Source organism: Streptomyces sediminimaris (assembly GCF_047049295.1).
GTDB lineage: Bacteria > Actinomycetota > Actinomycetes > Streptomycetales > Streptomycetaceae > Streptomyces > Streptomyces sediminimaris.
This window is the reverse complement of the sequence record NZ_JBJWOT010000001.1, coordinates 7755956-7768195: the sequence shown is the minus strand read 5'-3', so window position 1 is coordinate 7768195 and position 12240 is coordinate 7755956. Positions and strand designations below refer to the sequence as shown.

Here is a 12240-nt window from a genome sequence, read left to right as displayed (position 1 = left end):
GTCGTCTCGGTCGGTTCAGGCAACGGGGTTCATCTCCTCGCGCGCGGCGGCCCGTTCGGCCTGCGGCGGCCGGCCGTTCATCCGGCGGTACAGGTAGTAGGCGGCGCAGGCGCCCTCGCTGGAGACCATGGTCGCGCCGAGCGGGGTGCGCGGGGTGCAGGTGGTGCCGAACGCCGCGCACCCGGTCGGCTTGATCAGCCCCTGCAGCACCTCGCCGGCCCGGCACTCCGCGGGCTCCTCGGTGCGGATGCCGCCGACGTCGAAGCGGTGCTCGGCGTCGTAGGCGCGGAACGCCTCGGTCAGCCGCCAGCCGCTGGCCGGGATGGGCCCGATGCCGCGCCAGTTGCGGTCGGTGACCTCGAAGACCTCCTCGATCATGCGGACCGCGGCGGGGTTGCCGTCCTCGCGCACGGCGCGCGGGTAGGCGTTCTCCACCCGGTGCTCGCCGCGCTCCAGTTGCAGGACGGCGCGGCGGATGCCCTCCAGGATGTCCAGCGGCTCGAAGCCGGTGACCACCAGCGGCACCCCGAACCGGTCGGCGAGCGCCGGGTATTCGGCGGTTCCCATGACGCTGCACACGTGCCCGGCTGCCAGGAAGCCCTGCACGCGGCAGGCCGGGGCGGTCATGATGGCCTCGATCGCGGGTGGGACCCGCACATGGGAGACGAGCAGGCTGAAGTTGGCCAGGCCCAGCCGGCGGGCCTGGTGCACGGCCATCGCGTTGGCGGGGGCCGTGGTCTCGAAGCCGATGGCGAAGAAGACCACCTGCCGGTCGGGGTGACGGCGGGCCAGGTCCAGGGCGTCGAGCGGCGAGTACACCACGCGGACGTCGCCGCCCTCGCCCTTGACCCGGAACAGGTCGCGGTCGGTGCCGGGCACGCGGAGCATGTCGCCGAAGGAGCAGAAGATCACCTCGGGGCGCGAGGCGATCTCCAGCGCCTTGTCGATGACCTCCAGCGGGGTGACGCAGACCGGGCAGCCGGGGCCGTGGATCAACTCGACCTGTTCGGGCAGCAGCTGGTCGATGCCGTGCCGGATGATGGAGTGGGTCTGCCCGCCGCACACCTCCATCAGCGCCCAGGGCCGGGTGACCGTGGCACGGATGTCGTCCAGCAGCCGCCGTGCCAGCTCGGGGTCGTTGAACTCGTCGATGTACTTCACCGGACCTCGCTCTCCCGGGTGTCCTCGCCCACGGCGGCGACTCCCGCGTCTCGCGCCGCCTGCTCCCAGGCGTCGCCGAACTCCTCCTCCAGCAGCCCCAGTTCCTCGAAGAGCTGCAGGGAGGCCAGTGCCGACTCCTCGTCCAGGCGCTGCAGGGCGAAGCCGACGTGCACGATGACGTACTCACCGACCCGCACCTCGGGCACGTACTCCAGACATGCCTCTTTCCGCACCCCGCCGAAGTCGATCAGCCCGGTGCGGGGATCGGCGCCGTCGTCGATGGACACGACCTTTCCGGGCACTGCCAAACACATGGGTCACTCCTTCTGTCGTCCGTGTGCCGCGATCACCAGCTGGCCCAGCGCCAGCCCGCCGTCTCCGGGCGGGACCTCGCCGTGGCACAGCACGGTGAAGCCGTCGCCGGACAGCAGGGCCGCGCACTCCTGTTCCAGCAGCGCGTTGGCGAAGACGCCGCCGGTGAGGGCGACGACGGCCAGTTCGGTGGCCCGGCGTGCGTGCCGGCAGATCTCCAGGACGGCCCGTGCGACGCCGCGGTGGAAGCGCGCGGCGATCACCCCGGCGGGAGTGCCGCGCCGCAGGTCGGCGACGACGGCGCCGAGCACGGGCGCCGGGTCGGCCCGTACCGGGGCGGCGGTGACGCCGAAGGCGTACGCCCCGGTGTCGGCGTGCCAGGCCGGCCACGCCGCCGCCTCCAGCTCCAGGGCGGCCTGGGCCTCGTAGCCCGCGCGATGGCAGACGCCCACGAGCGAGGAGACGGCGTCGAAGAGCCGTCCCATGCTGGAGGTCGGGACGCAGGCCACGTCGCGCGTCAGCTGCCGTCGCAGCAGCGACAGTTCGTCGGGAGCGCAGGCGGTGACGCACGGCAGGTCGGGGTCCCAGGGCAGGCCGGCCGCCCACAGCCGGGCCAGCGCCAGGCGGCACGGGTTGACCACGCCCGCGTCCCCGCCGGGGAGCGGGGCGGGGGTCAGGTGGGCGAAGCGCCGGTAGCCGCCGTAGTCGGCGAGCAGCACCTCGCCGCCCCAGACGGTGGCGTCGTCGCCGTAGCCGGTGCCGTCGAAGGCGACGCCGATCACGGGGGCCGTGACACCGTGCTCGGCCATCACCGAGGCGGTGTGCGCGTGATGGTGCTGGACGAACACCGGTGTGGGTCTCGGCAGGTGCAGCGCCCGCTGCCGGGCCCAGCGGGCCGAGTGGTACGCCGGGTGCCGGTCCGCGGCGAAGAGCACGGGTTTGACACCGGTCAGGCGCCGCATGTGCAGCTCCGCCCCGCGCGCCGCCTCCAGGGTGGCCAGGTCGCCCATGTCGCCGATGTGCGGTCCGAGCCAGGCCTGGTCGCCCTCGCCGACGCACAGCGCGTTCTTCAGGTCGCCGCCCACCGCGAGCGCCGGGCGCAGCTCCACCGGCAGGCGCAGCGGGCGGGGCACGTATCCGCGCGAGCGGCGCAGCACCTGCCCGGTGCCGTCGGCGCGCACCCGCAGCAGCGAGTCGTCGCAGGGGGAGGCGATGACCCGGTCGTGGGTGAGCCAGGCGTCGGCCAGTCCGGCCAGCCGGGTCAGGGCCTCGTCGTCGTCCGTGACGATCGGCTCCCCCGAGCGGTTGCCGCTCGTCATGACCAGCACCCGGGGGCCCGGCGGATCGCCGGGCAGCCCGAACAGCAGGGTGTGCACGGGGGTGTAGGGCAGCATCACGCCCACGTGCGGGCTGCCCGGGCACACGCCGGGCGCCAGGTGAGGCGCCGCGTGCGTGGCGCGCCGGCGCAGCAGGACGATCGGGCGGCCGGGACCGGTGAGGACGGTGAGCTCGGCGGCGGAGACCTCGGCGATCCGCTCCGCGTCGGCGAGGCCGGCGCACATCACCGCGAAGGGCTTGCCGCCCCGCTCCTTGCGGCCGCGCAGCGCGTCGACGGCGCGGGCGTCGGTGGCGTCGCAGGCCAGGTGGTAGCCGCCGAGGCCCTTCACGGCGACGATCCGGCCGTCGGCCAGCAGCGCCCGCGCCGCCGTCAGGGCGTCCGCGTCCCGCGCGGGGTGGATGCCGCTGCCGAACGCGGGCAGCAGGCGCAGCCGGGGGCCGCAGTCGGGGCAGGCCAGGGGCTGGGCGTGGAAGCGGCGGTCGGCGGGATCGCCGTACTCCCGGGCGCAGGCCGGGCACATCGGGAAGCCGGTCATGGTGGTGACCGCCCGGTCGTAGGGCATGCCGGTGGCGATGGTGAAGCGGGGCCCGCAGTGGGTGCAGGTGACGAAGGGGTGGCGGTACCTGCGGTCCGCCGGGTCGGTCAGGTCGCGCAGGCAGTCGGCGCAGGTCGCGGTGTCGGGCGGGAGCTGGGTGCGGCCCGGGGACCGCTCGGTGGAGCGGATGGCGAAGGCGTCGTCGGCTCCGGTGACGGGCAGGTCCTCGACGTCGATGCCGGCGACGACGGCCAGCGGCGGGGGTTCGGCGGCAAGCCGGTCGCAGAAGCGGGTGACGCCGTCCGGGGCGCCCTCCACCTCGATGAGCACGCCGCTCGCGGTGTTGCTCACGAACCCGGTGAGGGTCAGCCCGGCGGCCAGGCGGTGCACGTACGGGCGGAAGCCCACCCCCTGCACCGTGCCGCGCACCACGAGGCGGCGGCGGACGGCCTCGGCGGCGGGGGCCGTCACGACGGGCGGCCGGCCGGGAGGCCCGCGTCCTGGTGCCCGTGGTCGTGGACGTGGGGGTGCGGCGCGAGGGGCGGCCGGTGCACCGGGGCCCCGTCCCGTACGGCGAGCACCCGCTCCAGGACGGTGTCGACGCCGTCGCCGCCGCGGGCGCACGAACGGACGATCTCCACCCCGGGGTTGACCTGCCGCACATGGGTCTCGAAGGCCGCCGCGTCGAAGCCGGCCGGCTCGGCGAGGTCGGTCTTGGTGAGCACCACGAGGTGGGCGGAGGCGAACGCCGTGGGGTACTTCAGCGGCTTGTCCTCGCCCTCCGTCACGGCCATCAGCACGATCCGCAGGCTCTCGCCGAGGTCGTAGGAGGCCGGGCAGACCAGGTTGCCGACGTTCTCCACGAAGAGCAGCGCGGTGTCCTCGGGCAGCCAGCTCTCCACATGGCCGCGCAGCTGCCGGGCCTCCAGGTGGCACAGCCCGTCGGTCAGCAGCTGCTTCACCGGGGCCCCGGATCGGGCCAGCCGGCGGGCGTCGTTCTCGGTGGCCAGGTCGGCGGTGAGCGCGGCCACCGGGATGCCCCGCTCCACCGCGCGGGCGAGGACCCGCCCGAGCAGTTCCGTCTTGCCGCTGCCCGGGCTGGACAGCAGGTTGACGACGCTCACCCCGCGCCGGGCCAGGTCGCCGCGCAGGCCCGCCGCGAGGCTGTCGTTCTTCGCCAGGACAGCCTGGGTCGCGTCCACGGAATCGCACATGCGCTGCTCCTCGGGCCGGTGTCGCGGGGACCGGGGTGCTCCGGTCCGTCACCGATCCTGCGCGCCGCCCGCCGCCGGGGAGGTGAGCCCGGCCGGGGACGGGTGGGCAGATTCCTCCGGGCGGCTCAACGACGCGGTGGCCCCGGGGTCGGCGAGCAGCACGGGAAGCAGCCGGTGCAGGGCGTCGGCGGCCCGGCCGACCGCCTCGCGCACCGGTGTGCTCAGCCCGGGGGCGATGTCCCGGTCCGGGTCCGGCCGGTCCCGGGGCTCGCAGGCGAGTACGAGGACGCGCGGCAGCGGCCCGTCACCCAGGTGCGCGGCCAGGGCCAGCACCGTGGCCGGGTCCATGCCGTGCGCCTCGGGCGGGGCGGCGGCGCGGGTGCCGTCGGGGACCTCCGCCTCGATGAGGGAGAGCGTGCCGGGCGGGTGGCCCCGTTCGGCCGCGTCGACCAGGACGGCGAGGTCGTAGCCGTCGAGCAGTGCGTAGGCGAGGTCCAGGCCGCGGATGCCGAAGTCCCGCACCCGTGCCCCGGGCGGCAGGGGACGGCGCTCCAGGGCGCGGATCACCTCCGGGCCGAAGGAGTCGTCCGCGAGGAAGATGTTGCCCACGCCCGCCACCAGCACGCGCGCGCTCACCGTACGTCCTCAACGGGCACCGGCAGCGGCAGCGGCCGGGCGGTGGGCCCGGGGAGCTTGCGGACGAAGGCGGACCGGAGGGTGTGGTACTCGGCCCGGGGATCGAAGAAGACGGCCCGCATACGGGCGAGCTCGTCGCGCCGGTACTCCGCCAGCGGCCGCTCGTTCTCGTCCGTCCGCCGCGCCGCGGCCTTCGCGGCGACGCGGCGCGCGAGGTCCGCGCTGCCGCCGAGACCGGCGGCGAGGCGGGCGACCTCTGCGCCGAACTCCTGAGCGGCGACGGGGACGAGGCGGTCCACGAGGCCGATGCGGGCGGCGTGCGCGGCGCTCACCGGCAGGGCCTCGTCCGTCAGCTGCTGGGCCGTCCGGGCTCCGACGCGGCGCGGCAGGGTGTACGTCCAGAACTCGGAGCCGTACAGGCCCATGCGCCGGTAGTGCGGATTGAGGACGGCGCCGGTACGGCACCACACCTCGTCGGCGGCGAGGGCGAGCATCAGGCCGCCGGCGGCCGCGTTGCCGCCGACCGCCGCGACCACCAGCCGGTCGGTGGTGCGCAGGACCGCCTCGACCAGGTCGTCCATGGCGTTGAGGTTCGCCCAGGACTCGCCGGCCGGGTCGGCGGCCGCCTCGATGACGTTGAGGTGGATGCCGTTGGAGAAGAAGTCCCGCCCGCCGTCGAGGACCAGCACCGTGGTGGGGCGGGTCAGGGCGTAGCGGTAGGTGGCGAGCAGCCGGCGGCAGTGGTCGGTGCTCATCGCCCCGCCGGGGAAGGAGAACGACAGGAAGCCGACGTCGCCGTGCTGCCGGTAGCGGATGTCGGTGAAGGTGCGCCGCTCGGCGGGCAGTTCGAGCGGGACGGGCATCTCCGGCAGGCGGAGCGCGGGGTCGGCGGCGCCGGAGGGGACCGGGAGGCCGGCGAGTACGGAGGCCGCCGGGCGGCGGAAGGGCGCCGGGTCGCCGGACGCCTTGCGGGGGCGCAGCTCGGGGATCCACACCGCGCCGTCCACGGTGGCCCGGCAGATCGCCCCGGCGCGTGTCGCGAGCAGTTCGCCGGGGCGCCCGCGCAGCTTGTCCTCGGGGTGCCCGCCGTGCAGGAACAGCTCGTGGCCGAGGAGTTCGTCCAGGACACCGGGCTGCGAGTCGGCGCCGCGGAGCTTGCGCAGCACTGTCCGGGTGCTGTCCTCCGCCCAGTCGATCCGGCGCCGCTCCTGGCGCAGGAAGCCGCGCCGGACCACCTCGATCCCGGGATCGCTCTGCGAGCGCGGTTTGTAGGATCCCTCGGCGTACCGCTGCACGGCCTGCAGGACGGCGGCGGACGCGGCGTCGGACACCTCGTTGCGGTACAGGTCGCTCTTGCCGACGGGCGGGACGGTGAAGGACTCCGCCGCCCAGATGTCCCCCGCGTCCATCGCGGCCTCGGCCTGAAGGACCGTCACCCCCCAGCGCGGCGCCTCCTCGTGGATCGCCCAGTCCAGCGAGGCGGGGCCGCGGTCGCCGGGCGGCCCGGGGTGCACGATGAGGCAGGTGTGTTCCCGCCACACGTCCTCGGGCAGCGCCGTCTTCAGCATCGGCGCGACGATCAGCTCCGGTCGCACCTCGTTGACGGCGGCGCGGACGGCGTCGGCGCCGTGCGAGGCGAGAACGACGTCCACCCGGTGTTCCGCGTCGGACAGTTCCGCGTACACGCGCTGTGACAGGCTGTTGAAGGAACTCACGACGAGCAAGATGTCCATGACCCGGCATACTCGCCGTTTCCGGAGGCGACGAAAAGGATCATCGCGGCGTTTCGGGCGCCTCCGTCAGCTCCCTTGCTCCATCCGGATCGCCCCCCGAACCCGGCCTCCGGCGGACGCAGGCCCGGTGGGTGCGGCAACCGCGGCGCACGGCCGGCCACTTGACCGGCGACGGCACCGCGACCGCCCTCCACCCGGCCGGCCTGCCGCCGCCGGCCGTCGCGCCGGCCGACGGAGCCGGCCGGGTGCGGGTGTCAGCCGAACATACCGGGCTGGTAGTCGCCGGCCGGCTGCTGGACGATGACGTTGAAACGGTTGTAGAGGTTGATCAGGGCGATGGTGGCCACGAGCGCGGCGAGCTGCTCGTCGTCGAAGTGCTTGGCGGCGTTCGCCCAGACCTCGTCCGGCACACCGCCCGCCGCGTCCGCGATGCGCGTCCCCTGCTCCGCCAGCTCCAGCGCGGCCCGCTCGGCGTCGGTGAACACCTTGGCCTCCCGCCAGGCCGCGACCAGATGCAGCCGCTGCGGGTCCTCGCCCGCGGCGAGCGCGTCCTTGGTGTGCATGTCGGTGCAGAAACCGCAGCCGTTGATCTGACTGGCGCGCAGCTTCACCAGCTCACCCGTCGCGGCCGGCAGCGTCGAGTCCGACACGACCTTGCCCGCCGCGTTGATGTGCTTGAGCAGCTTCGCCGCGATCGCGTTGTCGAAGAGGCTCATGCGAGCTTCCATGATGTGCTCCTGTGTGCCGTGGTCCGATGGGTACACCTCGTTGACGGCACGACTCGGCGCGATGTGACACACGCCGGTGTGACCTGCGTCTCCCTGACCTCACCAGGTGCCTCCGGGCCACGGTCCTGCGGCGGCGCACCGGCGCGCCGCCCCAGGGCGGATCCGGGGTCAGTCGAGCAGCCCGGCGGCCAGCGTCGCGCCCAGTTCCCAGCAGGCCTCGAGGTCGGTCCCGGACGGCTCCCCCGTCACCGTGACGGGCTTGACGGCGGTCCGCCATCCGAGGCCGGTGGTGATCGTCTCGATGCCCCGCAGCGCGCCCGTGACGTCGCTTCCCCCGTGCACGTAGCAGCCGAAGGGCCGGCCCCGCGTCGCGTCCAGGCACGGGTAGTAGACCTGGTCGAAGAAATGCTTCAACGCGCCGGACATGTAGCCGATGTTGGCCGGGGTGCCGAGCAGGAAGGCGTCGGCGGCCAGCGCGTCGGACGCCGTGGCCGCGAGGGCCGGCCGGCGCACGACCTCGACGCCCTCGATCTCGGGCGCGGTCGCGCCGGCGACCACGGCCTCCAGCATGGCCTGGCAGTTCGGCGACGGCGTGTGGTGCACGATCAGCAGGGTGGGCACATCCGGCACCCTAGTTCAGCCGGTTCGGACGCCGGAGACGACGCGCGTCGGATTCAGAAGTGACACCGCTGAATTTCATGAAAAGGACTTGTTGGACTTCAGAATCACGCGCGCGCACAGTGAAGCGCATGACCCACCTCGCACATCCCGAGCGCTACAGCGGCACCATGCGCTACCGGCGGACCGGCCGCTCCGGTCTCGACCTCCCCCTCCTCTCCCTCGGCTACTGGCACAACTTCGGGGACGACAAGCCGTTCGAGACGCAGCGCGAGATCGCCCTGCGCGCCTTCGACCTCGGGATCACCCATCACGACCTGGCGAACAACTACGGTCCGCCGTACGGCTCCGCCGAGATCAACTTCGGCCGGCTGATGAAGCAGGACCTCGGGCCCTACCGCGACGAACTGGTGGTCTCCACGAAGGCCGGCTGGGACATGTGGCCCGGCCCGTACGGCCAGGGCGGCGGCTCCCGCAAGTACGTGCTCGCCTCGCTCGACCAGTCGCTGCGTCGCATGGGCCTGGAGTACGTCGACATCTTCTACTCCCACCGCCTCGACGCGACGACGCCGCTGGAGGAGACGATGGGCGCGCTCGACACGGCGGTGCGCCAGGGCAAGGCCCTCTACGTCGGCATCTCCTCCTACGACGCCGAGCGCACCCGTGAGGCGGCGTCGATCCTGCGCGACCTGGGGACCCCGCTCCTCATCCACCAGCCGTCGTACAACATGCTCAACCGCTGGATCGAGACGGAGGGCCTGCTGGACGTCGCCCAGGAGGAGGGCTTCGGGGTCATCGGCTTCACGGCGCTCGCCCAGGGGCTGCTCACCGGACGCTATCTGGACGGCGTGCCCGAGGGCTCGCGGGCCGCGGCGGGCAAGTCGTTCGACACGTCCTGGCTGACGGAGGACATGCTGGCCGGACTGCGTGCGCTGAACGAGATCGCCGCCCGGCGGGGGCAGAGCCTCGCCCAGATGGCCCTGGCCTGGGCGCTGCGGGACGAGCGGGTCACGTCGCTGGTCATCGGCGCCTCGCGCCCGGAGCAGCTCGAGCAGAACGTCGCCGCGCTGGACAACCCCGACTTCAGCGCCGAGGAGCTGGCCGAGATCGACAAGTACGCCACCGACGGCGGCGTCGACCTGTGGCGGGACGCCCGGCTGGGCAACCTCGGCTGAGGCCGGGCCGGACGGCGGGGGCGGAGCCTTTCCGGTTTCCGGCCGCGCCCCGCGCTCAGCACAGCACGCGCAGCGCTCCCGGCAGGACCCTGACCGTGACGGGCAGGACGGCATCGACCTCTCCGTCGGCACCGTAGGGCACCTCACGGTCGGCGGAGATGTGGATCTCCGTGCCGCGCAGGACGCGCACCTGCGGCCGGGCGACGTGGGCGCCGGTCTTGAGCTCGTTCATGATGGAGAAGAACAGCCGCCGGGGCGCCTCGCTGATCATCACCACGTCCAGCAGGCCGTCGTCCACACGGGCGTCCGGGGCGATGAGCCGGCCGGAGCCGTAGTAGCCGGAGTTGGCGGCGACCACCGTGTAGCCGGTGTGCGGGTGTTCCTCGCCGTCGATCGTGACCCGGTAGCGGGCCGGCCGCCATGTGGTGACGGCCCGCAGCCCGCCGGCGTAGTAGGAGGCGGCGCCGCGCAGCAGCGCGGCGTGGTTGGCGTGCCGGTTGGCGAGGGCGTCGACGCCCGCGTAGACGCTGCCGAGGACGACGGTGCGGTCGTGGGTGGCCGACTCGACCTCGATGGTGTCGACCTGGCGGGGTTCGTGGTGCAGCAGCACCTCGGCCAACGCGTCCGGTTCCGTGGGGAGTTCGAGGGCGCGGGCGAAGTCGTTGCCGCGACCGGCGGGGACCAGGCCGAGTACGGCGCCGGTGCCGCTGAGTGCGCCGCCGATGCCGCCCGCGATGCCGTCCCCGCCCACGGCGAGCACCACGCGCCCCCGTTCTCCGGCATGCCGGGCGAGTTCCCGGGCGTGGGCGAGGCTGCGGCTGTACTCGGTCTGCAGTTCGGCACCCGCCTCGCGCAGCAGCCGGGCCACGGCGAGCAGCGCGGCGGCCGAACTCGCGCCGCCCGCGGTGGGGTTGACGACGGCGGTGAACTGTCGCATCGGGGTGCCTCCGGGGCGGACGTGCCGGTTCTGCGGGACGGGGGGCGCGGTGCCGGTTCTGCGGGACGGGGAGCGCGGTGCCGGTTCTGCGGGACGGGGAGCGCGGTGCCGGTCGGTCGGAGCGGACTGGCGGTGCGGCGCCGGTCGGTCAGTCGGTGGGGCGGGGTGTCCGTCGGTCGCCGGGCGGGGGCAGCAGGACGCCGGGGTTGAGCACTCCGTGCGGGTCCAGGGTGTGCTTCACCGCGCGCAGCGCCTCGACGGCCTGGGGGCCGACCTCGCGCACGTACCAGTCGCGGTGGTCGGTGCCCACGGCGTGGTGGTGGGTGATGGTGCCGCCGGCGGCGAGGATCGCCTCGTTGGCGGCGTGCTTGGCCCGGCTCCAGTGCGCGACGGGGTCCTCGCCCTGCGCGCTGACCACGGTGAAGTAGAGCGAGGCGCCGTTCTCGTAGACGTGCGATATGTGGCACATGACCAGGGGCGGTGTGCCTGCCTCGGTGAGGGTGGTGGTGAGCGCGTCGCGGACGGCCGCGTACAGCCCGGGGACACCGGACCAGAAAGCCGCCGTCTCCAGCGTCTCGGCGAAGGCGCCCGCGTCGAGCAGCGCGTCGCGCAGGTAGGGGGCCGAGTAGCGGCCGTGGGACCAGCGTTCACCGGGCTCGGCGCCCAGGGGGACGCCGCCGCACGCGCGCAGCACGGCCGACGCGTGCTCCCGGCGGAGGGCGGTGTCCTCCTCCGTGCCCTCGTACCCCGCGACGGCCGTGCAGCCGGCGGCGGCCGGGGCGTCGGGGGAACCGATGGCGTCGGGCTGGGCGAGGCCGATCAGGGTCTCGGTCTCGTCGGACAGGCGCAGCACCGTCGGGCGCGGTCCGTCCTGCGCGAGGCGGCGCAGAGCCGCGGTCCCCTCCTCGAAGGAGGCGAACTTCCAGCCCTCGTAGATCCGGCTCCTGGGGGCCGGGCGGATGCGGACCGTGACCGACGTGATGACGCCGAAGGCGCCTTCCGAGCCGAGGAGGAGCTGCCGGAGGTCGGGCCCGGCCGCCGAGCGCGGTGCGCGGCCCGTGTCGATGGTGCCCGCGGGGGTGGCCAGGGTGAGACCGAGGACCATCTCGTCGAAGCGGCCGTAACCGGCGGACGCCTGACCGCTGGAGCGGGTGGCGGCGAATCCGCCGATGGTGGCCCACTCGTACGACTGCGGGAAGTGGCCCAGGGTGAAGCCGTGTTCGGCGAGCAGCGCCTCCGCCCGCGGGGCGCGCATGCCCGGCTGCAGGGTGGCAATGCGCGAGACCGGGTCGAGGGCGAGCAGGCCGTCCATGCGCCGCAGGTCCAGGGCGACGAACGGGCTCCGCCCGGGGGCGAGCCCGCCGACGACGGAGGTGCCGCCGCCGAACGGGACCAGGGCGAGGCGGTGTTCGGCGCAGACGCGCAGCACGGCGAGGACCTCGTCGTGACCGGCCGGGAGCAGCACGGCGGCCGGGGTGTCGTCGGTGTCGCCCTTCCGGATGCGCAGCAGGTCGGGCGTGGACTTGCCGCGGGTGTGCCGGATCCGGGTCTCCGCGTCGGTGCGCACGAACTCCTCGCCGCCGACGGCGGCCGCGAGCGACTGGAGCGCGGCCGGCTCCAACTGCCCTTGCGGCACGGCGATGTCCGCGAGGTCGAGCGGTTCGGCGCCGCGCGGCCGCACGCCGAGCAGATCGTGCAACAGCCCGATCACCGTGTCGGGCAGCGGCGCCGCCTCGGCCGGGTCGCCCCAGCCGCTCCACAGCATGTCCATGACTGTCGTCCTCACCGGTCGGTACGAGCGCTTCGGTACTCCGCCCCGCACTCGGGGAGCGCGGGGCGTTACACTGTGACA

The 12240-nt window shown here is 74.2% G+C and carries 11 protein-coding genes; 1 reads left to right on the top strand and 10 read right to left on the bottom strand.

From position 1 onward, the window contains the following. Positions 1-15 precede the first annotated feature (15 nt). The 8 genes from hypD to ACJ9NR_RS35530 form a co-directional block, all read right to left on the bottom strand. Positions 16-1161 (bottom strand): hydrogenase formation protein HypD, encoded by a 1146-nt coding sequence (gene hypD / locus ACJ9NR_RS35565; RefSeq protein WP_412490549.1) that lies wholly within the window; start codon positions 1159-1161, stop codon positions 16-18. After that, positions 1158-1475, bottom strand: a complete 318-nt coding sequence (locus ACJ9NR_RS35560; RefSeq protein WP_412490550.1) for a HypC/HybG/HupF family hydrogenase formation chaperone — start codon at positions 1473-1475, stop codon at positions 1158-1160. Before ACJ9NR_RS35560 ends, hypD begins: the two co-directional genes overlap by 4 nt. Positions 1476-1478: 3 nt before the next feature. After that, on the bottom strand, positions 1479-3818 hold the full coding sequence (gene hypF, locus ACJ9NR_RS35555; protein WP_412490551.1) for a carbamoyltransferase HypF: 2340 nt from the start codon (positions 3816-3818) through the stop codon (positions 1479-1481). Further along, positions 3815-4561, bottom strand: a complete 747-nt coding sequence (hypB, locus tag ACJ9NR_RS35550) for a hydrogenase nickel incorporation protein HypB (protein WP_412490552.1) — start codon at positions 4559-4561, stop codon at positions 3815-3817. Before hypB ends, hypF begins: the two co-directional genes overlap by 4 nt. A 48-nt stretch (positions 4562-4609) precedes the next feature. Continuing rightward, positions 4610-5197 (bottom strand): hydrogenase maturation protease, encoded by a 588-nt coding sequence (locus ACJ9NR_RS35545; RefSeq protein WP_412490553.1) that lies wholly within the window; start codon positions 5195-5197, stop codon positions 4610-4612. Continuing rightward, positions 5194-6930 carry a hydrogenase maturation protein gene (locus ACJ9NR_RS35540; RefSeq protein WP_412490554.1) on the bottom strand — a complete coding sequence of 579 codons (1737 nt, stop codon included), beginning with the start codon at positions 6928-6930 and terminating at the stop codon, positions 5194-5196. The genes ACJ9NR_RS35545 and ACJ9NR_RS35540 overlap by 4 nt, the downstream gene beginning before the upstream one ends. A gap of 254 nt (positions 6931-7184) precedes the next feature. Next, positions 7185-7658 (bottom strand): carboxymuconolactone decarboxylase family protein, encoded by a 474-nt coding sequence (locus ACJ9NR_RS35535; RefSeq protein WP_412490555.1) that lies wholly within the window; start codon positions 7656-7658, stop codon positions 7185-7187. Between the two features lie 168 nt (positions 7659-7826). Continuing rightward, on the bottom strand, positions 7827-8279 hold the full coding sequence (locus ACJ9NR_RS35530; RefSeq protein ID WP_412490556.1) for a flavodoxin family protein: 453 nt from the start codon (positions 8277-8279) through the stop codon (positions 7827-7829). Positions 8280-8407: 128 nt separating this feature from the next. Between ACJ9NR_RS35530 and mgrA the strand changes: the two genes are divergently transcribed. Next, entirely contained in the window at positions 8408-9451 is a 1044-nt protein-coding gene (gene mgrA, locus ACJ9NR_RS35525) for an L-glyceraldehyde 3-phosphate reductase (RefSeq protein ID WP_412490557.1), read from the top strand. A 55-nt stretch (positions 9452-9506) separates the two neighbouring features. On the opposite strand, the gene ACJ9NR_RS35520 is transcribed toward mgrA, so the two are convergent. Continuing rightward, positions 9507-10388 (bottom strand): YegS/Rv2252/BmrU family lipid kinase, encoded by an 882-nt coding sequence (locus ACJ9NR_RS35520; RefSeq protein ID WP_412490558.1) that lies wholly within the window; start codon positions 10386-10388, stop codon positions 9507-9509. 148 nt (positions 10389-10536) lie between these two features. Then, positions 10537-12159, bottom strand: a complete 1623-nt coding sequence (locus ACJ9NR_RS35515) for an FAD-binding oxidoreductase (protein ID WP_412490559.1) — start codon at positions 12157-12159, stop codon at positions 10537-10539. Positions 12160-12240 lie beyond the last annotated feature (81 nt).